The following is a 23,146-nucleotide window of genomic DNA, read 5'->3' as shown; positions in this document are numbered from 1 at the left end:
GGTCAAACCTCTTCTGTGATGTCTTTGGGTAACTGGGAATTCGCGTTGGCGAGGCGGTTTCGCCGCAGCTTGTTGTTGATCGTCTTCTTCGGCGGCATGTGCAGGTCCCACACGACGCCCACCCTGGACAGGCCGTAGATGATCCAGGCGCTCATATCCGGCTCCCACCAACGCATTCCGTGCCGGTAGGCGCCGGGGAAGGCGTGGTGGTTGTTCTGCAGGCCCTCACCGAAGGTGAGGAACGCGACCGGCCAGTTGTTGGCGCTGTCGTCGCGGTTGGCGAACGGCCGCGAGCCGATCATGTGGCTGATCGAGCCGACGCACCACATCGCCTGGTTCGCGGCGCAGGCGCGGGCCAGGCCGCCGAAGATGAAGCCGGAGAACGCCGCCCACGGAGTGCCGCCGATGGCCCAGCCCAGCACGCCCGGCAGCAGCAGCCCGCTCAGCGCCCAGATCTGGTAGGTCCTGTTGTAGAAGTACAGCCGCTGGTTGCGCAGGACGTCCGGCGCGAAGACGTTCAGCCGCGATTCCTCGTCGCTGAGCATCCACGGAATGTGGGCGTACCACAGGCCTTTCATCGCCCCGCGGAAACCTTCGCCGCTCAGGTGCGGCGAATGTGGGTCGCCCAGCTCGTCGGCGTAGCGGTGGTGGCGGCGGTGGGTGGCCGTCCAGTGCAGGACGGGGCCTTCCAGCGCCATCGAGCCGGTGATCATCAGGACGCCCTCGAAGAAGGGCGAGGTCTTGAAGGACTTGTGCGCCGCGTAGCGGTGGTAACCGACGGTCACGCCGAAGATGTGGATGGCGTAGAACACCGCGAACAGCCAGTAGTCCAGCGCGGTGGCCTTGCCGATGATCATCAGGTAGACGGCGATGACGAACCCGACGGTCGGCACGCCGATGGTGACCGACGCGACCACCTTCTTGGCGCGGGCGCTGCGGGGGTCGAGCTGGACGATCGCGCGCAGCAGCGATTCGTCGGTCGTTGCCGTGGCTTTCATGACTGCACCTCTCGACGCTCCGCAGAGTCTTTGCGTTCTGACGAATTGACGTACCGTACGTTGCGCACCAGGCCGACGGCGTCGAGCACCCTGATGAACTCGCCGGCCAGGTCGAGTTGCCACCAATGTTGGCGGGTCTGCGCCAGCACCGGGCGGGCGTGATGGTTGTTGTGCCATGAGCCGCCCATCGTCGGCGGCGCCAGCGCCCCGATGTTGCGGCTCCCGTCGCGCGTATCGAACTCGCGGTTGCCGATCGTGTGACCCAGCGAATTGACCGCCCACACCGAGTGATCCAGCGCGAAGATCCGCGCGAACCCGCCCCACAGCACGCCGCCGATGAAGCCATGCAGCGTCTGCGTGACGGCCAGGCCGATCAGGCCCGGCAGCACGACGCCGAGCGCGACCAGCCAGAAGTAGAGCGCGTTGATCCGCACGACACGGTAATCGGCCAGCCAGTCGCGGGTGTGCCGGCTCCAGTCGATCTTCTTCACCGTGAATAACCAGCCGATGTGGCCGTGCCACAAGCCTTTTACGCGACCCTTGACGCCCGGGCCCTGCGGTTTGGGCGAATGCGGGTCGCGGTCGGTGTCGGCGAAGGCGTGGTGCAGCCGGTGGTTGGCCACCCAGAAGATGATCGGGCCCTGGGCGGCCATGGAGCCGGCGACCCCGAGGAACACCTTGACCGCCTCGGATGCCTCGAACGAGCGGTGGGTGAAGTAGCGGTGCAGGCCGGCCTCCACGCCCAGCGAGGTGATCACGAACATGCTCAGGAACAGCGCCACGTCGGTCACCGTCAGCCCGTCGTAGCAGGCGTAGACGACGGCGGCGATGGTGCCCAGCGTCGGCAGGCCGACGGTCAGGTAGGCCAGCCGGGCGGCCAGCATGTCCCGTTCGGGCTCGGTGCGCATGGTGGCATCGGCGGTCATCGCGTGTACTCCATCGCTCGACGGTCCACAGGCGCCCCGACCAACGGGGTCACCTCGCCCGAGGTGAACATCCGCTTGGCTTCCTGCCGGCGGACCTTGCCGCTGGTCGTGGTGGGGATGGTCCGCTTCGCGCACAGGTGCACGTCGGGTCCGACGCCGAACTCCGCGGTGACGCTGGTGCGGATCGCTTCGGCGAGCGCCGCGAACTCGCCGTCGAGGTCACCGGTCTCGGCCAGCACGACCAGCCGCTCGGTCCCCTCGTCGGGCACGGAGAACGCCACCGACCTGCGGATGTCCGGCACCGCCCGCCCCACGGCCGCCTCGACGTCCTGCGGGTAGATGTTGCGGGCGTTGACGATGATGAGGTCCTTGATGCGGCCGGTGATGTAGAGCTCGCCGTTGTAGAGGAAGCCCAGGTCGCCGGTGCGCAGGTAGCGCCGGTCGTCGCCGGGAACCTGGGCGCCGAACACCTCGCGGGTCACGTCCGGCCGGCGGTAGTAGCCCGCGGCGACGCTGCGCCCGGTCACCCAGATCTCGCCGGTCGAGCCGTCGGGCAGCGGCAGGCCGGTGGCGGGGTCGACGATCTGCACTGTGTGCCCGGCGTCGACGTCGCCGCAGCTGACCAGGTCGCGTCCGTCGCCGTCGGGTTGTGGGTCGCGTTCGGTGTGCCAGCGGGTGCCGCGGCGCTTGCCGGAGATGAACAGCGTCGCCTCGGCCATCCCGTAGCAGGGGAGCATCGTGTTCGGGTTGAACCCGAGCGGGGCGGCCGCCGCCTCGAACCGCGTCAGCGTATCGATGCTGACGGGCTCGGCGCCGCAGTACCACTCGGTGAGGGTGGACAGGTCCAGGCCTTCGGCCTCGCCGTCGTTAATTGCGTCGGTGCACATGTCGAGCGAGAAGTTGGGTCCGACGGTGGTGTTCGCCCGGTAGTCGGAGATCGCCTTCAGCCACAGCCGCGGGTCCTGGATGAAGTTCATCGGCGACATCAGCACCAGGGGCCAGCCGTGGTAGAAGGCGTACAGGATCGTGCCCATCAGGCCCATGTCGTGGTAGGGCGGCAGCCAGCACACGACGACGCGGTCGGGGTTCGGACCCATGTTGCGGAAGATCGCTTCGCAGTTGCTGACCAGGTTGTCGTGGGTGAGGCAGACGCCTTTGGGGGTGCCCGTCGAACCGGAGGTGTACTGGATCAGCGCGAGGTCGTCGGGCGCGGCCTCGACGGCTGTCAGGTCTGCGGCCGGCATCGCCGCCAGGCCCTCCGGGTAACACAGCGCCGGTTGCAGGCCCGACGGCTTCAGGCGCTCCATCAGGATCTCCATCGCCGGGGCGAACATCGCGTCGATCACGATCGCGTCGGGCGCACAGTCGGCGGTGATGGCGTGGAACCGGTCGAGCTCGCGGGCCTTCAGCGGCGGGAAGCTGGGGACCGGGACCGCGCCGAGCAGCATGATGCCGTACATCGCGGCGATGAACTCCAGGCTGGGGTTCACTGCCAACACCACACGCGACCCGGCCTTGACGCCTTGTTCGGCCAGGTGGGCGGCGAACGCGGCCGAGTGCGCGGCGACGTCGGCGTAGGTCCACCGAATCTCGGTGTCCGATGTGCCGTCGGCGAGGAACAGGTAGGCGGCGCTCTCGGAGGTGGACCGGGCCGCCAGCGCGTGCAGAATGGTCGCGTGATCAGGCATTTTCGGTGCCTCGGCGGCGACATGGCGCGCACAGCAAACGTTCGACATCCACCATCAAGGGGTCCCCTAACCCGTCATTCCGGCGGAGCATCGTCGCTACTGACGCCCGCGTAATGGCGCGACTATAACGCCCGCGCAGCCCGTACGCAGGACATTTGCAGCATTGGGGCAACACGTAACAGGGCGGCCACATTCGCGTGGCACAGAAGCCACTCGTGCAACACCTGTCGGACTCGGAAAGTGCAGCGCCGGCAATAGCCCGGTCATGCTTCAGGATTGGCGGGCCGCGTCAGTCTGCATGCCGGCCGGGCCCGTCCCCGCCGCGACACTGAAATCACGCACACGACACGCCGGCGGACGTCGCAGCCGATTAAGTCTCGCGCGTGGGCGCACTTTGTCAGACGCGTCCTGGCGCACGCTCGGGGGAGAAGCTGGGCGGTTGGTCGCATCTGTCACCCTGTTCTCGGTCGGCAGGATGTGCGGGTTTGCCCGCCTCACCGCGACAAGGCGTCGCTGTGAGGTGGGCAAAAGCCCTATGCCCGACTTTCTTGTGGCACGCGGGGCCCGTGAGACCAACGCGGTGCCGCCTCGCGAGCACACGACGCGGCTAGTCGCCGGTGCGGGTGAACGTCTCGTCGATAGCTCGGCTATGGCACCGCGCGTTCGGGCGCGATCGGCCCGTCGCGCAGGATGCTGTGCAGGTCGCGGCCCTTGATCAGGCGCATGGTGACAAAGAGTCGCCCGTCGATTTCGCCGAAGTCGTAGATCGGCACCACGTGTGGCTCGTCCAGCGCCGCGGCGGACCTGGCCTCCCGCCGGAAGCGTTCCTGGAACACCGGGTCGTCGGCGTACTGGATGGGCAGGACGGCGTTCCGTCCTCCGCGGCCCCTTCTCCTGGTCAGCAGAGCGTTAGCAGGAACGATAAACCCATTCGGCGCGCTCAAGCAGGCTTTGCCGCGGCGACGAACTGCAGCGCGCGCTGCGTCTCCTGTTCGACGTCGACCAAGCCGGACGACGTGAACAGGTCGACGAAGGCATGCCGGTCGAACATCGTCAGCCCGATGACCCCGGCCCCGGCCTTGAGGAAACGCTGGATCGGCGGCGGCTGGCCCGCATAGCTGGTGAGGATCGCGATCCGGCCGCCGGGCCGCAGCACCCGGATCATCTCGTGCGCCACCCGGAACGGCTGGGGCATCAGGTACAGCGCGCCGAAACAGCAGACGGCGTCGAAGGTTTCGTCGTCGAACGGCAGCATGCGGGCATCGCCGCGGACGTAACACGTCCGCGGCCCGCTGTTGTCCAGCACGGCGCGGGTCAGCATCGGCTCGGAGATGTCGAATCCCACCGCCAGGCCGCCGTCGGGCAGCTGCTCGGCCAGCGGGCCGGTGAAATTGCCTGGCCCACAAGCGACATCGAGCAACCGCTGGGCGCTCGGCAGTTGCAGCGCGGCGGCCGCGCGCCGCTGCTCGGCCCCGGTGGTGACGCCGCTGGCGACGTAGAACGACGTCGGGCGCCACAGCCGCTCGTACACGGTCGCCACCAAGGGGCTGTTCATGGCGCGCTGCGCGAACGTCGGCGCCGGAGAACTCGTCGACTCGCCCAGCACGTCGAGGAAACCGTGGCGCACCTCCGCGGTCTTGTCGAGCAGAGCGCGCGTCGACTCGAGCGGGTCATTGCGGTCGGTCATCGGTGTCACGCTAGCGCGTGTCCTTGCCGCCGCCGCGCCAGACGCCATAACCTGGGTCGCGTGGCAGTGCGGGCACCGCGAGTGCCGGAAATATCGCAGTGGCCGAATTGATCGGCGCGCGAGTCCAAGAACTCGCCGCGATGGACATCTTCGAGGGCTGCCCCGCCGCGGACCTGTTGCCGCTGGCTGCCACGGTCGAGCCGCTGCGGGCCTCCGCCGGCCAGGTGCTGATGCAGCAGGGCGAGCACGCCATCTCGTTTCTGCTTATCTCGTCGGGCGCGGTGGAGATCAAGCACGTCGGCGACGACGGCGTCGCGATCATCGAACGCGCCTCCCGCGGCATGCTCGTCGGTGAGATCGCGCTGCTGCGCAACATCCCGCGGACCGCGACGGTCACCACGACCGAACCCCTGACCGGGTGGATCGGTGACAACGACGCGTTCGCGCGGATGGTGCACATCCCGGGGGTCGCGCCGCGCCTCGTCCGCACGGTCCGCCAGCGGCTGGCCGCGTTCATCACGCCCATCCCGGTCCGGCTGCGCGACGGCAGCGAGTTGCTGCTGCGCCCGGTACTACCCGGCGACGACGAGCGCACCGTCCACGGGCACGTCCAGTTCTCCAGCGAGACGCTGTACCGGCGGTTCATGACGGCCCGCGTCCCCACTCCGGCGCTGATGCACTACCTGTCCGAGGTCGACTACGTCGACCATTTCGTCTGGGTGGTCATCGACGGGGATAACCCGGTGGCCGACGCGCGCTTCGTCCGCGACGAGAGCGATCCGACGGTCGCCGAGATCGCGTTCCTCGTCGCCGACGCCTATCAGGGCCGCGGGATCGGCGGCTTCCTGATCGGCGCGCTGTCGGTGGCCGCTCGAGTCGGCGGAGTCGAAAGGTTCTCCGCGCGCATGCTTTCCGACAATCTGCCGATGCGCACGATCATGGACCGCTATGGCGCGGTCTGGCAACGCGAAGACGTCGGGGTCATCACCACCGTCATCGACGTACCGCGGATCCGCGACCTGCACCTCGGACGGGACATGGTCGAGCAGATCAAGCGTGTCGCCCGTCAGGTCATCGAGGCGGTCGGCTAACCGCATGCGTCCGTTCCGGATTGGCGCCTGTGTGCTGCCCTCGGCGCTGCTGATCGCGGCGTGCGCACAGCCCGCCTCCGCGCCCGTGTCGGCGCCGTCCCAGGCGCCGCCGGCCCACCCCGGCGGCGTCAACCCCGCCCACATCAAGCGCATGGGCCGCGAGCTGCCGCAGGGCTACGAGGTGACCAGCGCCGGGGCCGCCTCGCCGCGCGTCACGTGGGGTCTGAAAGCCGACGCCGCGCAGGTCACCACCAAGCTGCCGCAGTGCGCGGCGCTGGCCGACCCCGCGAGCGGGCGCGGTCAGGCGCAGGGCGTTTCGGGGTCGGGCTCGGGCGGCATCGTCGACGCGGTGGTGGTGGCGTTGCCGTCGCTGCCGGGTCCCGTCGCGCCCGACCCCGGGCTGCTCGCGGCGTGTGGCCAGTGGACCCTGGTCGACGGGCACACGGGTCACATTGAGGCAACGGTCCGGTTGATCGAGGCGCCGCACATCGACGGCGCCGAGACCGTCGGCATGGCGACCGACATCCGGACCGCCGTCGAATCCGGCACCGAAATCGACTCGCGGGCCCACACGTTCGTCGCCTACCTGGGCGATTACTACGCGTTCACCACGGTGCGGACCGATCCCGGCTCGGTACTGCCCGCGCTGACACCGCAATTCGCCGCCGATCTGCTGGTCAAAACGGTGTCCGCGTTACGCGGCTGAGCGCCTCCGGTTGGGTAGATTGGCCACGATGTTCAAGGTGGTGCTCGCTTTGGCGTCGGCGTGCCTGGTCGCCGGGTGCTCGTCGACGTCCGGCACCTCGTCGAACGCCGACATCGCGAAGGTCGCCGGCGTCAAGTCGAGTTTCGGCCCCGAATTCAAGGTCCTCGACATCTCCGAGCGTGCGATCGACCCCAAGCTACTGTCCGCCCGCAAGCTGCCCGAGGGACTCAAGTTCGACCCCGCGAACTGCGCGAAGGTGGCCGCCGGGCCGGACATGCCGACGGACCTGCAGGGCAACATGGCGGCCGTGTCCGCGGAGGGCAACGGCAACCGGTTCGTCGTCATCGCCGTCGAGACCTCCAGGGCGCTGCCCTTCAACGACCCGGGGAAGGACTGCAACAAGGTGGCATTCGCGGGCAGCCAGGTACGTGGCGGCATCGAGGTGGTCGAGGCGCCGCGGATCGACGGCGCGCGCACGATGGGTGTCCACCGGATCCTGCAGGCGGCGGCCGCCGGGGGGCCCCGCACCGGCGAGTTGTACGACTACTCCGCGCAGTTCGGCGACTACCAGGTGATCGTCATCGCCAATCCGCTGGTGGTGCCCGACAAGCCGGTTGCCAAAGTCGACACGCAGCGGGCCCGCGAGCTACTGGTTACGGCGGTCAGCGCGATTCGGGGCTAAGGCGCACGGGTTGGCCCGCCGACGCTCTCGCCGAGAGTGAACTGGTTGCGAAAAAGCGGCTTGGATTTCGCAGGAGATTCACTCTCGGCGGGATGGCGGCCACACGCCGCGGGGGTTAGCGCACGTTGCGGGGCCGGAACTGGATGCTGACCCGCGGACCCGTCGGCGCCGACGTTTTGGGCACCGCGTGCTCCCAGGTGCGCTGGCATGAGCCGCCCATCACCAGCAGGTCGCCGTGCGCCTGCGCGAGCCGCAGCGACGGTCCGCCGCCGCGCCGGCGCAATGCGAAAGTACGGGTGGCGCCGAGGCTGACGATCGCCACCATGGTGTCCTCGGAGCTGCTTCGACCGATGGTGTCGCCGTGCCAGGCGACGCTGTCGGAACCGTCGCGGTAACAGCACAACCCGACGGTGGTGAACGGTTCGCCAAGCTCGGCGCCGTAGATGTCGTTGAGTCGCCGCCGCAGTCGCGCCAACTGCGGGTGCGGGGGATCCTCGACCGTCAGGTCGTGGAAGCTCACCAGCCGGGGCACGTCGACCACCCGGTCGTACATTTGGCGCCGCTCGGCGCGCCACGGCACATCGGTCAGCAGGGCGTCCAGCAGGCCCGCACCGTCCTGCAGCCAGCCGGAACGGATTTCGATGAAGGCGCCGTCGCCGAGTTGCCTGCGCTCGGTGTGCTCGAACAACGAGCCCTGTACCCCCGACGAGACCACGCCGTCCAGCTTATCGCACATTCGTTCGATCGCCCGGAGGTGAGAGCGCGGTGCGCAACCACTCAAATGCCGCAGCTGGGCTAGTGTTTCACCGATGAGTCACCTGCGGATGAAACTCGCCCGGCGAGTGACGGCGGTCGTCGGATGTGCCGCCGGCATTGCCGCCGGGTGCGGCCCCTTTGCTTTTGCGCCCGACGCCGCCGCGGCCCCACCGGGAACCACGTGCGGAACGGTCTTGGACGTGCCCGGTCGTAAGCAGCCGGTGATCGTGCTCAAAGGGGATGTCGACTGCCCGACCGCACTACGTATCGCCGATCGGTACAACCACGACCCCTCGATTTCCCGCGCACCCGGATCGAGCGCGTTCGCGACAGTCGAAGGATGGCAATGCTCGATTCCGCTGCTTCCCGGACGCAGCCACGCTGAGTCATACGAGGAATGCGACTTGGGAGCCAACGGTTTCAAGGTCGGCGACTGACGTGCGGTTCCCGCGCCGATCAGCCTGAGCGACTAGCACCCGCTACGGTTCTTACTGTGAGCGCGGTGGAGCTGGGCACCAATTCCGAGGTGGGCGCGCTGCGGGTCGCCATTCTGCACCGGCCGGGCGCGGAGTTGCGCCGCCTCAACCCCCGCAACAACGACCAGCTGCTGTTCGACGGGCTGCCCTGGGTGTCGCGCGCGCAGGACGAGCACGATCAGTTCGCCGAGCTGCTGCGGTCCCGCGGCGTGGAAGTGCTGCTGATGTCGGAGCTGCTGACCGAGGCGCTGCAGCACAGCGGCGCCGCGCGGATGCAGGGTGTGGCCGCAGCCGTCGACGCGCGTCGGCTCGGAGTGCCCTTGGCGCAAGGGCTTTCGACCTATCTGCGTGGCCTGGACCCCGCCGCGTTGGCACACGTGCTGACGGCCGGGATGACGTTCAACGAGCTCCCGTCCGAGACCCGGACCGACGTGTCGTTGGTGCTGCGCATGCATCACGGGGCGGATTTCGTCATCGATCCGCTGCCCAACCTGGTGTTCACCCGCGACTCGTCGATCTGGATCGGGCCGCGAATCGTGATCCCGTCGCTGGCGCTGCGGGCCCGGGTGCGCGAGGCGTCGCTGACTGACCTCATCTATGCCCACCACCCGCGGTTCACCGGCGTGCGGCGCGCCTACGAGTCGCGCACCGCGCCGGTCGAGGGGGGTGACGTGCTGTTGCTGGCTCCGGGTGTGGTCGCGATCGGGGTTGGGGAGCGGACCACGCCGGCCGGGGCGGAAGCGTTGGCGCGCAGCCTTTTCGACGACGACCTGGCGCATACCGTGCTTGCCGTGCCGATCGCGCAGCGTCGCGCGCAGATGCATCTGGACACGGTGTGCACGATGGTCGACACCGACACGGTGGTGATGTACGCGAACGTCGTCGACACGCTGTCGGCGTTCACGATCCAGCGCACGCCGGACGGCGTGACCATCAGCGACTCGGCCTCCTTCCTTGATGCCGCCGCTGAGGCGATCGGGATCGACAAGCTGCGGGTCATCGACACTGGGCTGGATCCCGTCGTCGCCGAGCGGGAACAGTGGGACGACGGCAACAACACGCTGGCGTTGGCGCCGGGCGTCGTCGTCGCCTACGAACGCAACGCGCAGACCAACGCCCGGCTGGAGGATGCCGGCATCGAGGTGCTGACGATCGCCGGCTCGGAGTTGGGCACCGGGCGCGGCGGGCCACGGTGTATGTCGTGCCCCGCCGCCCGAGATCCGCTCTAGTTCTCCCCGGCGAGCGGCGAGTCTGCGGTGCGAGCGGCGAACCTGCGGTCAGGGTCACGCCGCCCGCGATTTGTCAGGCCCGAACGCAGTCTCGGCGCAGGAAAAGCGGCACAATCAACGCCAGCTCGGCAGCCAGATCTCCATGTTCCAGGTCTCCTGCGAGATGGGCAGGCCGGTGAGCACCGGAAACAGCCAGGCGAAGTTCGTCGCCACCAACGCCACGTAGCAGCACACGGCGACCAGTCCCAGCGTGCGTCGTTCGTCACCCAGACGGGAGCCCCGACCGGGCGGGTAGAGGATGTCGCCGCAGATCAGCGCGATCGCCATCACCAGGAACGGCGCCATCGTCGCGGCGTAGAAGAAGTACATCTGCCGGTCGATGTCGGCGAACCACGGCAGCCACCCGGCGCAATAGCCGGTCCACACCACGGCATAGCGCCAATCCCGCCGGACCAGCATCCGCCACGTCGCGTAGATCAGCACCGGCACCGCCAGCCACCACATCGCCGGTGTCCCGACCAGCATCTCGGCCTTGACGCACGACTGCGACCCGCAGCCGGGGACGTTGTTCTGGTCGATGGCGTAGAGCACCGGCCGCAGCGACATCGGCCAGCTCCACGGCTTGGATTCCCAAGGGTGGTAATTGCCCGCGGAATTCGTCAGACCGGCGTGGAATTGGAACGCCTTCGCCGTGTAGTACCACAGCGAGCGGATCGCATCGGGCAGTGGCACAACGCTGCGCGGGCCGATCGTCAGGCCGACCTGGTGGCGGTCGATCGCCGTCTCGGACGCGAACCAGCCCGCGTAGCTGCCCAGGTAGACGGCGATCGGGATGACCCCGAGCGCGTACCCGGTGGGTAAGAAGTCGCGGCCCAACACGCCCAGCCACGGCCTGGGCACCTGGTACAACCGCCGCGCGGCCACATCGAACGCCAGCGACATGACACCGAAGAACAGCACGAAGTACAGGCCGGACCACTTTGTCCCGCAGGCCAATCCGAGCAGCACCCCGGCGCCGAACCGCCACCAGCGCACCCCGAGCCGCGGACCCCAGGCCGTGTCGGCGATGCGGCCTTCGAGGAACGCGGCGTGCATCCGCTGCCGCACCTGGTCGCGGTCGACGATCAGCGCACCGAACGCGGCGACCACGAAGAACACCAGGAATCCGTCGAGCAGCGCGGTCCGGGCGGCGACGAAGCTGACGCCGTCGCAGATCAGCAGCACCCCGGCGATGGCGCCGACCAGCGTCGAACGGCTGATCCGCCGGACGATCCGCGTCACCAGCACCACCAGCACCACGCCGAGCACCGCGCCGGTGAACCGCCAGCCCAACCCGGTGTAGCCGAAGATCGCCTCGCCCAACGCGATCAACTGCTTGCCGACCGGCGGATGAACCACCAGGCCGTAGCCGGGGTTGTCCTCCACCCAGTGGTTGTTCAGCACCTGCCAGGCCTGCGGCGCGTAGTGCTTCTCGTCGAAGATGGGCGTGCCCGCATCGGTCGGCGAGCTCAGGTTCAGGAACCGGGTCAGCACCGCGAGCAGCGCGATCACCGCGGTGACGGCCCAGCCGCGAACCTGGTCGACCGGCCCGAAGTCGGCGACCGGAATCCGCGGCCCGGGGCTGACGAGGGGGACCGCGCGCTCAGCGGAGCTTTCGCGGGGCGGGGCGGTCATCCCGTCGATCGTAGGCTGTCCGTCATGACCCATGGCCGCCTATTGCTCGCCGCCACTCCGTTAGGTCAGCCGTCGGACGCCTCACCGCGGCTGATGGAGGCGCTGGCCAGCGCCGATGTGGTGGCCGCCGAGGACACCCGGCGGGTGCGGAACCTGGCCAAGGCGCTCGACGTGACCATCACCGGCCGGGTGGTCAGCCTCTTCGACCGGGTGGAGGCCGGGCGGGCGGCGTCGCTGGTGCCCGCGATCGAATCCGGTGCGACGGTGTTGGTGGTCAGCGACGCGGGAATGCCGGTGATCAGCGATCCCGGCTACCGGCTGGTGGTGGCGTGTGCCGACGCCGGACTGCCGGTGCAGTGCCTGCCCGGGCCGTCCGCGGTGACCACCGCGCTCGCCGTGTCCGGCCTGCCCGCCGAGAAGTTCTGCTTCGAGGGTTTCGCGCCGCGCAAGAAGTCGGCCCGCCGGACCTGGTTGGCGTCGCTGGCCGACGAGCCGCGGACCTGCGTGTTCTTCGAGTCCCCGCGGCGGCTGGCCGCGTGTCTGCGCGACGCGGTCGAGCAACTCGGCGGGGCGCGTCGGGCGGTGGTCTGCCGGGAGCTGACGAAGACCCATGAGGAGGTGGTCCGCGGATCGCTCGACGAGCTGGCGGCCTGGGCGGCCGGCGGGGTGCTCGGCGAGATCACCGTCGTGCTGGGCGCCGCGCTGCCGTCGGACGACCTGCCGTCGCTGCTGGACTCGCTGGTCGACGAGGTCGAGGAGCTGATCGCCGGCGGGATTCGCATCAAGGACGCGTGCAGCCTGGTCGCCGGGCAGCACGCGGAGGTGCGCACCCGCCAGCTCTATGACGCGGTGCTGCGCGCACGCGAGGACGCGGCCGAGGACGACGACTGAGCCGCTACCAGCAGGGGTGGAACACGCCGGTGACGCACGGCATCGCGGGCAGCGCGGGCAGCGCCGGCAGGGCTGGCGGCGGGAGCGCCGCGATGGCACCCGCGACAGCGGGCAGAACGGCGAGCACCGCCTGCGCGTTCATCGGCACCCCCGGCAGGCCGATGGGCAGGCCGGCGATCAGCTGCTGGATATGTGCCGGCAGCTGAGGCAGCACCGCGGGCAGCTCCGCGACCAGGGCCTGGATGTTGGACGCGATGCCGGGCAGACCGAGCGGTAGCTGCGGCAGGGCCGCGACCAGCGCCTGGATCTGCGCCGGCCCGGGCAGACCCGCGGGCAGGTTCGCGATGACCGCCGGAAGCCCCGCGGGCAGTTCGGGCAGGCCTATCGGCAGTTTCGGCAGGCCGACCGTCGGCAGGCCGATCTGCGGCAACAGCATCGACGCCAGCTGGCCCGCCGAGATGAGGTCGTTGGCGCCCCGGTTGAGCGTGGCCAACGTGGCGAGCAGGCCCAGGCCGGCTGTGCCCACGCCGCCCGCGACGGCGGCCACGCCCACCACGCCGTTGATGACTTGGCCGATGGTGTACGCCGCGACGACGCCGTTGACCAGCCCGTAGGCCTGGCTGATCACGTCGGGCATGCCGGGTATGTCGTACGGAGTTCCCGAAGCGTCGACACCGGGAACGACGGGTTGTCCGGGGGCGCCGGGAGCGCCGGGTGTGCCGGGGGTGCTCGCCTGGGGCGCGGCCAACGACGGCGCCGACGGGAACGACGGCATCGGCGGTGCGGGAACCGGTCCCGGCACGATGGCCTGGGCGGTCAGCGCGCGCGGCACAGCCGCGGCGCGCTCCGCGCCGGGTAGCGCCCCCGCCGGGCCGGGCGGGCGGGGAGCCGCGAGTGCGGGCGCGGCCTGCGGCTGGGCCTGCCCAGGTGTTCCCGGCATCAGCACATTGGCCAGCCGGTCGCATTGTGAACCGCCGCCGGCGCATGCCCCGGCGCCCTGCGTCGGCGGACCGACCGGGCCCAGCGGCATGAGCGCCAGGGTGCCACCCAGCACCGCAGCCGCCGCCGCGCCCAGCACAGCGATTTTCATCACGGACCCCCAGTCGGGTCATGGTCGTTTGATGATCTGAAGCTTAGGTAACTAACGCCCGCGGCGTGACCGTTATCGCCAAATTCCGTGGGATCAGCCCACGGCCGCGTGGGCCGGCGCCCCGACGATCGGGGCCGCCTTGTGCAGGCACTCTTCCCATTCGGCGTCGGGGTCGGAGTCGGCGGTGATCCCGCCACCGACGCCCAGCACGGCGTTACCGGCGGTGTCGAACTCGACCGTGCGGATCGCGACGTTGAGTTCGCACCCGGCGATCGGCGACGCCAAACCGACTGTCCCGCAGTATATTCCGCGGCGGTGTTGCTCCCACTGTGAAATCAGCTGGCGGGCACGCAGTTTCGGCGTTCCGGTGACCGAGGCCGGCGGGAAGGCGGCGTCCAGCAGCGCCGACGTCGGCAGTTCGCCCGCGACCCGTGCCGCGACCGTCGACACCAGGTGCCACACACCCGGCGCGCGCCGCACCACGAGCAGCTCGGGCACCGTCACGGTGCCGGTAATCGCAACTCGCCCAAGGTCATTGCGGACCAGGTCGACGATCATGATGTTCTCGGCCACCTCTTTGGCCGACGCCCGCAGCGCCGACGGCCACGCGTCGAGGGGCAGCGTGCCCTTGATCGGGCTGGATGTCACCGCGGTCCCGCGGCGCCGCAGGAATAGCTCCGGCGACAGCGACGCCACCGCGCCCCACGGCCCGGCGACAAAGGCGGCGCGCGCGGGGGAGGTGCGGGCCACGCCGTCGGCGAAGAAATCGAGCGGGGACCCCGTGACGGTCCCGCTGAACTGCGTGCACACGCACGCCTGATAGACCTCGCCGGCGGCGATCGCCTCCAGGCAGGCCAACACGCCGTCGCGGTGCGCGTCCCGGTCGGCGGGCTCCCAATGGATGCGGCAGTCGCGCGTCGGGGCCGGCTGCTCAGCCAGCGCGGCGGCCAGCCAGTCCGGCATCGGCGCGCCGGACAGGCTCTCATACCACCACTGCGCGTCGCGGTCGCGGCGCAGCACGCAGTCGGTCCAACCTCCCGCGGCTTCGGGGATGCGGCCGCCGCGGCCGTCGGCGCCTGCGTCCGGGTAGGACAGGTAGCCGACCCACCCGCCGCCCACCGCGGTGGCGTCCGGTCCGTCAGAGCCGGGTGAAACGTCGAACGCGTCCCGGACGTGCACCTGCCGCACCGACACGCTCGGCGCGATCACCGCCAGCGCGCCGAACCAGTCTCCGGTCAGCGCGGCCGGCGGCGGCAGACCGAGGCGGCCGGTGGCGTCGCCGACCGCACGCAACACCCGGGGTGCGCCGCCAAGGTCGCCGAGCCGCTCGATTCGCACCGCCCTAGCTTGACATGAGCCTCAGCCGCGGCTGATCTCGCGGGCGCTGGCCAGCGCGGCCAGCTTGTCGGGGTTGCGCATCGTGTAGAAGTTGGCGATCTTGTCCCCGACGATCTCGAGGGTGATGACGCCCTCCAGGTGGTCGTCGAGGTAGAGCAGCACGGCGGGCGCGCTGTTGCAGGTGACCAGCTCGGCGCGCGCGCCGGCACCGGCCTTGCGCAGCATCCCGGTGATGGCCCGGGCCACCTTCAGGGCGCCGACCACCGGCTTGCGCGCCGCGGTCGCCTTGCCGCCGCCGTCGGCCATCCAGGTGACGTCCGGCGCCAGCATCGCCATCAGCGCCTCCACGTCGCCGCTGGCCGCCGTGGCCATGAACTGCGTGGTGATTTCGGCGTTGCGCTGCGGGTCGACGGTGCCGAACCGCTTCCGTCGGGCCCGGACGTGCTCGCGCGCGCGGTGCGCGACCTGCCGTACCGTCGGCGCCGGCTTGCCCACCGCCTCGGCGATCTCGCCGTAGTCGAAACCGAACACCTCGCGCAGCACGAACACCGCGCGCTCGTCGGGGCTCAGCGTTTCCAGCAGCACCAGCATCGCCATCGAAACCGATTCCGCCAGAACCACATCCGACGATGCGTCCTGCTCCGCGATGAGCAGCGGCTCGGGCAGCCACGGCCCCACGTATTCCTCGCGCCGGCGCGCGCCGGCCCGCAACGCGTTGAGGGCCTGGCGCGTGACCAGCTGAGCGAGATAGGACTTGGTGTCGTGCACGGTCGTCAGGTCGACGGCCGCCCACCGCAGATAGCTGTCCTGCAGCACATCGTCCGATTCGGTCGCCGAGCCCAGGATCTCGTAGGCGATCGTGAACAGCAGCGGGCGCAGCAGCGTGAACCGTTCTGCGTGTTCACCATCGGCCTGTGCCGAGCTCATCGCAGTGCGGCCTGTTCGACGGCGGCCGCCAGCCGGGCCTGGCGCTTGCCGCCGCGCAGCCAGACATAGGAGCCGGGCTTGGCGGCCTCGCGCCGCAGGGCCCACACGGTGCCCTTGCAGATCGCCTCCTTGATGGACGCGCCGAACCGGCCGCCGATGGCCGCGTTCACCGTCGCGTCGTCGAGGTGCGAGAGCTGCACGGTGGCGCCGGTGCGGCCCAGGCTGATGCATTGCCCGACGAACGCCTGGTTCAGCGGCACGGGGGTGTCGCCGGCGATGCGGCTGAGCACGGTGCGGGCGGCCTGGGCGCCAAGCGGCCCGGCGGCCTGGCAGCTCATCCGCAACGGCTGGTCCGATGGCGCGGCGGCGTCACCCGCGGCGACGATGCGGTCGTCGTCCACGCTGGTCAGTGTCTCATCGGTAAGCAACCGGCCCATCGCGTCGGTAGTCAGGCCGCTGCGGGCGGCCAGGTCCGGCACGGCGAAACCGGCCGTCCAGACCGTCGCGGCACTGGGCACGACGGCGCCGTCGGCCAGCACCACCGAGTCCCACTGCACCTCGCTGGCCGCGATGTACTCGAGCACGTTCACCTCGAGCCTGCGCAACCGCTTGGCCACCGAGCGCCGGCCCCGGGCGCTCAGCGACGGCCCCAGGGGCCCGCCGCAGATCAAGGTCACCGGGCGGCCCTGCTCTGCCAACTCGGAGGCCGCCTCGATGCCGGTCAGGCCGCCGCCGACCACCGCGACGGGCGCGTTGAGCGGCAGATCCATCAACGCGTAGTGCAGCCGCTGCGCGCTGTCCAGATCGGCGACGGAATGGGCGAATTCGGCCGCGCCCGGCACCCTCGCCGGGGTGGCTCCGGTGCTGCCGACGGCGTAGATCAGGTAGTCGTAGTCCAGCGCGAGACCCGAATACAGGCGGATCCGCCGGGCGTCGGCGTCGATGCTCTCGACGCTGTCGACGACCAGCTGGATCCGCTCGTTGAGCAGTTCGTGGAAGTCGACCGTGGCGGTGCCGGTGTCGGCGACCAACTGGTGCAGGCGGATTCGCTCGACGAACACCGGGCGCGCGTTGACCAGGGTGACGTCCACGTTTTCTCGCTGCAGCAGGTGGTTGGCGGCCAGCGTGCCGGCGTATCCACCGCCGATCACGATGACGTGTGTTCTCGCGGTTGCCATCTCGGTCATGTCAGCTCCTTCGCTTGCGGGACTCATGCCCTGGAGACACCGCAAGCCCGCCGGGCGTGACATCCGGGCCGCGATTGTGACCCGTCTCACAGCGGGCGGATCCCGACCGTGCGGCCGCGAGGGGCCGCACATTGGGCATCGCGCGAGCGGCCCCAAATTGCAGGCTATTGCGGTGTTTTTGCCCCAATTTTGGGGTCGCTCACGCTCGGCGGTCACACGCCTCGCTCACGCGTCCTTCGGGAGGAAGACGAAGTTGTTCACGTAGACGCCGCGCTTGGCCCAGTCGTCCTCCCGGCCGCCGATGTTCGCGGGGTTTTGATGCTCGGCCGGGTCGAACTCCTCGACCGGCAACCGGGTGCCGTCGACGTCGAAATAGCCCGTGTAGCCCAGCCCGGTCAGGAATTCGGTGATGGCGGCGACGGCGTCGGGGTGGTGGCGTTCCTCGGCCTCCACCAGCACGGCCGGGCGGTTGCGGGTCAGGGTGTCCGCGGCGCCGCGCAGCACGGCGAGTTCGTGGCCCTCGACGTCGACCTTGACCAGGCCCACGTTGTCCAACTGCAGATCGTCGAGGCGCTTCACCGGCACGTCGATGGCCTGGACGGGATGGCCGCCGGATTCGTCCAGGTCACTCAGCGGGTTGCCGTCGTCGATCGTGCTGCGCCCCGGGTCGTTCTCCACCACCCGCATGGACGTGACGCCGGGCTGGTCCGACAGCGCCACCGCCTCGACCCGGACGGGGGCGCCGACGGCGTCGAACATCGCCGACAGCTCGCGGGCCTGCGCCGGGCGCGGCTCGAAGGCGATCACCGCGCGCGACGACTCGAGCATCGCGATGGTGAACTCGCCGATGGATGCCCCGATGTCCACCGAGACGCGATTCGGGTCGCACAGCGAGCGGGCCAGCTGTACGTCGGGATGCGTTTCCCCGAGGCTGCGCAGGATGCCGTATTTGCGCCGCCAAAACCGCCGCGGCGCCACGGTCTTCACCACCGGCGCGAGCCACCGCTTGATCGACTGTGCGGCGGGCATCTGCGACGGTCTCCCCTGACTATTACCTGTTCTGCTGCGGCACCACCCTAGCCGACCCGAAGTCCGTTTGACGCAGGTCACAGCTACGATTTCGCGTCACCGGACAGGGGCGTGCATGATACGCTTTTCTATGCAGTTTGCGGCCTGCCCCGGGCCGAATTCGACTAGCACCACGTGAACAAATGGGGCTCCCTAACGCGCATTGAAGGGCATCGGGAGTAGCAGTCTCGACGACGACCAAATCATCCGCTATCGGAGGACCTCGTGCCACGCAGCCTGGACCTGGTCGTCACGTCGGTGGCCAAACAGCTGATGGAGGCGACGGCCTCCACCGCGACGCAGGTGACCGAAAACGTCCTCGCGCAGCTCGTCGAGCAGATGAACTTGAGCGGCAGCTTCCTGCGCCACCACGATCACGACATCCGCGCCTCGGTGCTGGTCGCCGAATGGCCGCCGCGGGTCGACGTGCCGGATCCGGATCCGCTGGCCGTCGTGCACTTCACCAGCGCAGATCCGGTGCTCGCGCAGTGTGAACACGGTCGCAAGCCCGTCGTGATCCGGCCGGACAACGCGTCGGGGAAGACCCTCCAGCGTCGCGGCAATGGGCCCAAGCCGGAGCCGTCCCCGTCGGTGGCGGCCGCTCCGCTGGTTTCGCGTGACGTCACCACCGGGGTGCTGGGCTTCGTGAAGGCCGGCGCCCGCAAGTGGAAGCAAGAAGAGATCAACACCCTCGAGGCGGTGGCCGCGCTGTTCGCGCAGCTGCAGGCCCGCATCGCGGCCGAGGAGAAGTTGCGCTACCTGGCCGAGCACGACGACCTGACCGGCCTGTACAACCGGCGCGCGCTGGTCGCGCATCTCTCCGACCGGCTCGCCGCGGGCAACACCGGACCCGTCGCGGTGCTGTATCTGGATCTCGACCGGCTCAAGCCGATCAACGACTACCTGGGGCACACCGCCGGCGACTGGTTCATCCGCGTGTTTGCGCAGCGCATTCGCGTGTGCGCGGGCAGTCAGAGCATGATCGCCCGGCTGGGCGGCGACGAGTTCGTCGTCATCCCGGACCAGCCGATGTCGGCCGGGGCCGCGGAGTCGTTCGCGAGGCGGCTGGGCACCATGCTGCGCGAGCGGCTCGCGATCGGCGGCCACATGATCACCCGCACGGTCAGCATCGGGTTGGCGGTGGGCATGCCCGGGCGCGACAACAGCACCGACCTGCTGCGCCGCGCCGACGAGGCCGTGCTGACCGCCAAGCGCGGGGGCGGCAACCAGGTGGCGCTGTCCACCGACGACATGTCGCTGAAGAGCGCGTTCCGCAACGACATCGAGCTGCACTTGCAGGGTGACATCGACAGCGAGGCCCTCTTGCTGCACTACCTGCCCGAAGTAGACCTGTGGACCGGCGCCATCGTGGCGGCCGAGGCGCTGGTGCGCTGGCGGCACCCGATCTGGGGGTTGCTGCTGCCGGATTCGTTCATCGGTGTGGCCGAATCGACCAATCTCGCAGGGGAATTGGGCCGTTGGGTGATGCGCAGCGCGTGTGCCGAATTCGCTCGGTGGCGCGCCAACGGCGTCGGGCAGAGCGCGATCCTGCGCATCAATGTCTCACCCGTGCAACTGATCACCCGCGGCTTCGTCCGCACCGTCGCCGACACCATCGAGGAGTTCGGCATCGACGGCGGATCGGTGTGCCTGGAGATCACCGAGCGTGCGGTGGTGCACGACATCGAAACCACCCGCAAGACCCTCGCGGAGCTCAAAGAGGTTGGGGTGCAGATCGCCATCGACGACTTCGGCACCGGCTATGCCGTGCTGTCGCACCTGAAGTCGCTGCCCGTCGACATGCTCAAGATCGACACCGGGTTCGTGCGCGACCTGGGTACCAATGCCGGTGACTTGGCCATCGTCCGTGCGATCATCGGCCTGGCCGAGGCCTTCGGTCTGCAGCTGGTCGCCGAGGGCGTCGAAACACCTGCCGCCGCACTGACTTTGATGCAACACGGCTGCCATCGCGCGCAGGGGTTCTTGTTGTCGCGACCTGTCCCCGGCAACGCGATGGAGCAGTTACTGTCCGCGCGCTGGATGCCGATGCCGTTCCTCGCCGACCGCGAGGCGCTGTCGCTCGGCGCGATCTGAGCATTCGGTAGCGATGATGTTGAGGAAGAATGCCCTGGTGTTGCTCGCCTGCGCGACGCTGGTTGTGGGTGCCTGCGGTGGTGATCGGCACGGCAACCCCGGGCCGCTGAACGCGATCGTCAGTTCGGTGATACCGGCCGGGGTCCAGGAGATCGCCAACCCGCTGCGCGGCCAGTACGAAGACCTGCTGGTACCGCTCTTCCCGCAAGGCAATCCCGCGCAGCAGCGCTATCCGGCATGGCCGGCGTCCAGCGACGCGAGCCTGCGGATCTCGTGGCGGCAGTTGCAGCCTGTCGACCCGCGCACCCTGCCGCCGGATGCTCCGGACGATCGCAAGTACGACTTCAGCGCGATCGACGACACACTTAACAAGCTGGCCGACCGCAACATGCGGCTGACGCTGCGGGTGACTGCCTACGACTCGTGTTGCGACGCGACATATCCCAACGACACGAACATCAAGGTTCCCGACTGGGTCCGTGCACTTCCTGGCGCCACCACCGACTACGCCGGACCGCCCGCCGGCTCGTCGACCCGCGGCGTGACGCAGGTGGTGCCGAACTGGAATGACCCGGGCTACCTTTCGGGCTTCGAGCAGCTGCTGGCGGCGCTCGGCCGTCGCTACGACAACGACGAGCGGCTGAGCGTCTTCGAGTTTTCCGGATACGGCGACTTCAGCGAGGACCACAACGCGTACCTGCGCGACACGCTGAACGCGCCAGGTCCTCCGCCCGACGAGAGCGTCGCAAAGCTGGGCTACTACAGCCAGTTCCGCGACCAGAACATCACGATCGATTCCATTCGGCGGCTGGTTGCGGCCAACGTCAACGCCTTCCCGCACACGCAGCTGGTGGTGACCGTCGCCAACCCGGAGATCGTGCGCCAGACGCTCGCCGACGACGTCACCAAGAAAATGGTCGCGCCCGTCGGGATCCGCTCGGACGCGCTCGGCGTCTATGCGCCGTTCCCGGTCTGGGCCGAGGACAGCGGGTCTTACTATGTGCAGCACAAAGATCCGCTTGTCGACGCTCTGAGGAAGCGGCTGGCCGAGGCGCCGGTGATCACCGAGTGGGGCGGCGCGCCGCCGACCAAGACCGACCCCAAGGACTACTACGGCAAGGGTTTACGCGACGTCGTCAAGTACCACGTGTCGATGACGTCGAGCGTGAACTTCCTGGACGCGAACTCGACCACCGCGATGGACCCGAAGCTGTACCTGCTGTGGGCTGCGGCCAATGTTGCTTCGGGGTACCGGTATTCGGTGGAGGCACGGTCCGGTTCGCAGACGCAGCGTGACGGGCGGGCGACCATAGGGGTCACCTGGACCAACTACGGCGCCGCGGCCGCCACCGAGAAGTGGGCGCCCGGCTACCGTCTGGTCGACTACTCCGGCGCGGTGATTCGGACGCTACCGGCGACGGTGAACTTGAAGGGCCTTGTGCACAAGGGTGACAGCTCGTCAGACCAACCTGTCGCCGCCTCGGCCACCGAGACCGTGTCCGTCGACCTCGGGGGTCTGGCTCCCGGTCGCTATCGGCTGCAGGCGTCGGTCGCCTGGCAGCAGCACAAGCCGCAGGGCACGCACGTCGTGAACTACCCGTCGATGCAGTTGGCCCGCGACGGCCGCGACGAGTCCGGCTGGTATTCGATTGCGACGCTTGACGTGCCGCGCGACGTGCTTGGCTCCGCGCCGCGCTGAGTGCGAGCCGCGGCTGGTGATTGTGTTCACGCACTCAATGCCATGGCTTCACAATCAAGCCGGGCACTGTGCACCGAGAGACCCGCCTGGCGAGGCCCGGATGCTGCCAAGGCGTTACAGCCGCCGTCTTGAGCGCGTTACTGCACCGGTAGTTCGAACACCCGCTTGTCGAGGTCGGCCACAAAGACGTTGCCGGAGTGATCCACCGCAACACCCGTGGGATGGTGAAGCCCGGTGAACGGCAGTACGGCCGGCGCGGACGAGCCCGCTGGCAACTTCAACACACGGTCGTTGCCGCCGTCGGTGATGTAGACGTTTCCTGCGCCGTCCACCGCCACACCCTCGGGGTCTCTTAGGTCGGCGAGCAACAGGGTGGTGGTGGACGAGCCCGCTGGCAACTTCGACACCCGGCCATTTATGGATCCGGTCGCGAAGACATTGCCGGCGCTGTCCACCGCCACACCGTGCGGATTTTTGAGATCGGTGAAGGGCAGCACAGTCGGCGCGGAGGAGCCCGCTGCCAACGCAAACACGCGGTTCGCGTCAAGGCCATTCTGGGCGACGTAGACGGTGCCGGCGCTACTCACTGCCACGCCGTTGGGTGTGAAGTCGGAAAACGGAAGCCTGGTTGGGGTGGACGAGCCCGCCGCCAGCTTTAGTACCCCGGGGGGATTGAGCAAGGAGACGTAGAGGTTGCCGGCGATATCCACCGCTACACCCTCAGGCGAAACGATGTCGGCGAGCGGCATGATGGCCTGTGTAGACGAGCCCGCCGGCAGCTTTAGCACCCGTCCGTTGTTCGAGTCGGCGACGTAGACGGTGCCGGCACTATCGACCGCCAGACCGCTGGGACGGTCGAGGCCGGTGAAGGGCAGCGCAATTTGAGCGCCATAGCTGCGCCGCGGCGAAATCGAATCAGACTGCTGATGCTTGGTGAGG

General features: G+C 69.1%; 20 protein-coding genes and 1 pseudogene. 8 read left to right on the top strand and 13 right to left on the bottom strand.

Annotated elements, in window-relative coordinates:
* Positions 1–2 precede the first annotated feature (2 nt).
* The 5 genes and pseudogenes from AC5Y5V_RS23405 to AC5Y5V_RS23385 all read right to left on the bottom strand — a co-directional run bounded on the left by AC5Y5V_RS23405 (position 3) and on the right by AC5Y5V_RS23385 (position 5,299).
* Complete coding sequence (locus AC5Y5V_RS23405) at positions 3–998, bottom strand: acyl-CoA desaturase (protein ID WP_499940307.1); 996 nt, start codon at positions 996–998, stop codon at positions 3–5.
* Entirely contained in the window at positions 995–1,924 is a 930-nt protein-coding gene (locus tag AC5Y5V_RS23400) for an acyl-CoA desaturase (RefSeq protein ID WP_499940306.1), read from the bottom strand. The genes AC5Y5V_RS23405 and AC5Y5V_RS23400 overlap by 4 nt, the downstream gene beginning before the upstream one ends.
* The gene (locus tag AC5Y5V_RS23395; RefSeq protein WP_499940305.1) at positions 1,921–3,612 is read right to left on the bottom strand and encodes a fatty acyl-AMP ligase; all 1,692 of its coding nucleotides are present in this window, start codon (positions 3,610–3,612) and stop codon (positions 1,921–1,923) included. Before AC5Y5V_RS23395 ends, AC5Y5V_RS23400 begins: the two co-directional genes overlap by 4 nt.
* A gap of 653 nt (positions 3,613–4,265) precedes the next feature.
* A pseudogene (locus tag AC5Y5V_RS23390) lies at positions 4,266–4,478 on the bottom strand (serine/threonine-protein kinase); the annotation flags it as partial.
* A gap of 74 nt (positions 4,479–4,552) precedes the next feature.
* Entirely contained in the window at positions 4,553–5,299 is a 747-nt protein-coding gene (locus tag AC5Y5V_RS23385; protein ID WP_499940304.1) for a class I SAM-dependent methyltransferase, read from the bottom strand.
* Between the two features lie 140 nt (positions 5,300–5,439).
* On the opposite strand from AC5Y5V_RS23385, the gene pat reads away from it, so the two are divergent.
* The 3 genes from pat to AC5Y5V_RS23370 are packed head-to-tail and all read left to right on the top strand — an operon-like array spanning position 5,440 to position 7,778.
* Positions 5,440–6,390: an acetyltransferase Pat gene (gene pat, locus AC5Y5V_RS23380; protein WP_499940356.1), complete on the top strand. Its 951-nt coding sequence runs from the start codon at positions 5,440–5,442 to the stop codon at positions 6,388–6,390.
* Positions 6,391–6,394: 4 nt separating this feature from the next.
* Complete coding sequence (locus tag AC5Y5V_RS23375) at positions 6,395–7,096, top strand: DUF5642 family protein (RefSeq protein WP_499940303.1); 702 nt, start codon at positions 6,395–6,397, stop codon at positions 7,094–7,096.
* A gap of 28 nt (positions 7,097–7,124) precedes the next feature.
* Complete coding sequence (locus AC5Y5V_RS23370; RefSeq protein ID WP_499940302.1) at positions 7,125–7,778, top strand: DUF5642 family protein; 654 nt, start codon at positions 7,125–7,127, stop codon at positions 7,776–7,778.
* Between the two features lie 115 nt (positions 7,779–7,893).
* Here the strand turns inward: AC5Y5V_RS23370 and AC5Y5V_RS23365 are convergent, their stop codons facing one another.
* Entirely contained in the window at positions 7,894–8,514 is a 621-nt protein-coding gene (locus AC5Y5V_RS23365; RefSeq protein WP_499940301.1) for an alpha-ketoglutarate-dependent dioxygenase AlkB, read from the bottom strand.
* Positions 8,515–8,602: 88 nt separating this feature from the next.
* Here AC5Y5V_RS23365 and AC5Y5V_RS23360 point away from each other — a divergent pair, with 88 nt between their 5' ends.
* Together AC5Y5V_RS23360 and arcA are read left to right on the top strand one after the other, a co-directional pair.
* Complete coding sequence (locus tag AC5Y5V_RS23360; protein ID WP_499940300.1) at positions 8,603–8,971, top strand: hypothetical protein; 369 nt, start codon at positions 8,603–8,605, stop codon at positions 8,969–8,971.
* Positions 8,972–9,027: 56 nt separating this feature from the next.
* Complete coding sequence (gene arcA / locus AC5Y5V_RS23355) at positions 9,028–10,239, top strand: arginine deiminase (RefSeq protein WP_499940299.1); 1,212 nt, start codon at positions 9,028–9,030, stop codon at positions 10,237–10,239.
* A 114-nt stretch (positions 10,240–10,353) separates the two neighbouring features.
* On the opposite strand, the gene AC5Y5V_RS23350 is transcribed toward arcA, so the two are convergent.
* A complete protein-coding gene (locus AC5Y5V_RS23350) occupies positions 10,354–11,913 on the bottom strand; it encodes a dolichyl-phosphate-mannose--protein mannosyltransferase (RefSeq protein ID WP_499940298.1) in 1,560 nt (519 codons plus the stop codon).
* Between the two features lie 24 nt (positions 11,914–11,937).
* Between AC5Y5V_RS23350 and rsmI the strand changes: the two genes are divergently transcribed.
* Positions 11,938–12,804 (top strand): 16S rRNA (cytidine(1402)-2'-O)-methyltransferase, encoded by an 867-nt coding sequence (gene rsmI, locus AC5Y5V_RS23345; protein WP_499940297.1) that lies wholly within the window; start codon positions 11,938–11,940, stop codon positions 12,802–12,804.
* A 4-nt stretch (positions 12,805–12,808) separates the two neighbouring features.
* Here the strand turns inward: rsmI and AC5Y5V_RS23340 are convergent, their stop codons facing one another.
* The 5 genes from AC5Y5V_RS23340 to AC5Y5V_RS23320 form a co-directional block, all read right to left on the bottom strand.
* A complete protein-coding gene (locus tag AC5Y5V_RS23340) occupies positions 12,809–13,894 on the bottom strand; it encodes a hypothetical protein (protein ID WP_499940296.1) in 1,086 nt (361 codons plus the stop codon).
* Between the two features lie 93 nt (positions 13,895–13,987).
* The gene (locus tag AC5Y5V_RS23335; protein ID WP_499940295.1) at positions 13,988–15,232 is read right to left on the bottom strand and encodes an aminodeoxychorismate synthase component I; all 1,245 of its coding nucleotides are present in this window, start codon (positions 15,230–15,232) and stop codon (positions 13,988–13,990) included.
* A 21-nt stretch (positions 15,233–15,253) separates the two neighbouring features.
* Positions 15,254–16,159 carry an RNA polymerase sigma-70 factor gene (locus tag AC5Y5V_RS23330; RefSeq protein ID WP_499940294.1) on the bottom strand — a complete coding sequence of 302 codons (906 nt, stop codon included), beginning with the start codon at positions 16,157–16,159 and terminating at the stop codon, positions 15,254–15,256.
* Positions 16,156–17,346, bottom strand: a complete 1,191-nt coding sequence (locus tag AC5Y5V_RS23325) for an NAD(P)/FAD-dependent oxidoreductase (RefSeq protein ID WP_499940293.1) — start codon at positions 17,344–17,346, stop codon at positions 16,156–16,158. Before AC5Y5V_RS23325 ends, AC5Y5V_RS23330 begins: the two co-directional genes overlap by 4 nt.
* A gap of 225 nt (positions 17,347–17,571) precedes the next feature.
* The gene (locus tag AC5Y5V_RS23320; RefSeq protein ID WP_499940292.1) at positions 17,572–18,375 is read right to left on the bottom strand and encodes an FkbM family methyltransferase; all 804 of its coding nucleotides are present in this window, start codon (positions 18,373–18,375) and stop codon (positions 17,572–17,574) included.
* Positions 18,376–18,639: 264 nt separating this feature from the next.
* Between AC5Y5V_RS23320 and AC5Y5V_RS23315 the strand changes: the two genes are divergently transcribed.
* Together AC5Y5V_RS23315 and AC5Y5V_RS23310 are read left to right on the top strand one after the other, a co-directional pair.
* Entirely contained in the window at positions 18,640–20,508 is a 1,869-nt protein-coding gene (locus tag AC5Y5V_RS23315) for a bifunctional diguanylate cyclase/phosphodiesterase (protein ID WP_499940291.1), read from the top strand.
* A gap of 13 nt (positions 20,509–20,521) precedes the next feature.
* Positions 20,522–22,207: a hypothetical protein gene (locus AC5Y5V_RS23310; protein ID WP_499940290.1), complete on the top strand. Its 1,686-nt coding sequence runs from the start codon at positions 20,522–20,524 to the stop codon at positions 22,205–22,207.
* A 137-nt stretch (positions 22,208–22,344) separates the two neighbouring features.
* On the opposite strand, the gene AC5Y5V_RS23305 is transcribed toward AC5Y5V_RS23310, so the two are convergent.
* The coding region (locus AC5Y5V_RS23305) for an NHL repeat-containing protein (RefSeq protein WP_499940289.1) at positions 22,345–23,146 on the bottom strand (802 nt) is incomplete at its 5' end.

This window comes from Mycobacterium sp. NGS68, from assembly GCF_059812195.1.
This window is presented reverse-complemented; position numbering and strand designations above follow the sequence as displayed.

Bases quoted from the DNA above. Each gene is read 5' to 3' on its own strand.
- AC5Y5V_RS23375 (WP_499940303.1), top strand. From the start codon at position 6,395: ATGCGTCCGTTCCGGATTGGCGCCTGTGTGCTGCCCTCGGCGCTGCTG.
- AC5Y5V_RS23395 (WP_499940305.1), bottom strand. From the start codon at position 3,612: ATGCCTGATCACGCGACCATTCTGCACGCGCTGGCGGCCCGGTCCACC.
- AC5Y5V_RS23405 (WP_499940307.1), bottom strand. From the start codon at position 998: ATGAAAGCCACGGCAACGACCGACGAATCGCTGCTGCGCGCGATCGTC.
- pat (WP_499940356.1), top strand. From the start codon at position 5,440: ATGGACATCTTCGAGGGCTGCCCCGCCGCGGACCTGTTGCCGCTGGCT.
- AC5Y5V_RS23400 (WP_499940306.1), bottom strand. From the start codon at position 1,924: ATGACCGCCGATGCCACCATGCGCACCGAGCCCGAACGGGACATGCTG.
- rsmI (WP_499940297.1), top strand. From the start codon at position 11,938: ATGACCCATGGCCGCCTATTGCTCGCCGCCACTCCGTTAGGTCAGCCG.
- AC5Y5V_RS23350 (WP_499940298.1), bottom strand. From the start codon at position 11,913: ATGACCGCCCCGCCCCGCGAAAGCTCCGCTGAGCGCGCGGTCCCCCTC.
- AC5Y5V_RS23320 (WP_499940292.1), bottom strand. From the start codon at position 18,375: ATGCCCGCCGCACAGTCGATCAAGCGGTGGCTCGCGCCGGTGGTGAAG.
- AC5Y5V_RS23325 (WP_499940293.1), bottom strand. From the start codon at position 17,346: ATGACCGAGATGGCAACCGCGAGAACACACGTCATCGTGATCGGCGGT.
- AC5Y5V_RS23385 (WP_499940304.1), bottom strand. From the start codon at position 5,299: ATGACCGACCGCAATGACCCGCTCGAGTCGACGCGCGCTCTGCTCGAC.
- AC5Y5V_RS23310 (WP_499940290.1), top strand. From the start codon at position 20,522: ATGATGTTGAGGAAGAATGCCCTGGTGTTGCTCGCCTGCGCGACGCTG.
- AC5Y5V_RS23340 (WP_499940296.1), bottom strand. From the start codon at position 13,894: ATGAAAATCGCTGTGCTGGGCGCGGCGGCGGCTGCGGTGCTGGGTGGC.
- AC5Y5V_RS23360 (WP_499940300.1), top strand. From the start codon at position 8,603: ATGAAACTCGCCCGGCGAGTGACGGCGGTCGTCGGATGTGCCGCCGGC.
- AC5Y5V_RS23370 (WP_499940302.1), top strand. From the start codon at position 7,125: ATGTTCAAGGTGGTGCTCGCTTTGGCGTCGGCGTGCCTGGTCGCCGGG.
- AC5Y5V_RS23365 (WP_499940301.1), bottom strand. From the start codon at position 8,514: ATGTGCGATAAGCTGGACGGCGTGGTCTCGTCGGGGGTACAGGGCTCG.
- AC5Y5V_RS23330 (WP_499940294.1), bottom strand. From the start codon at position 16,159: ATGAGCTCGGCACAGGCCGATGGTGAACACGCAGAACGGTTCACGCTG.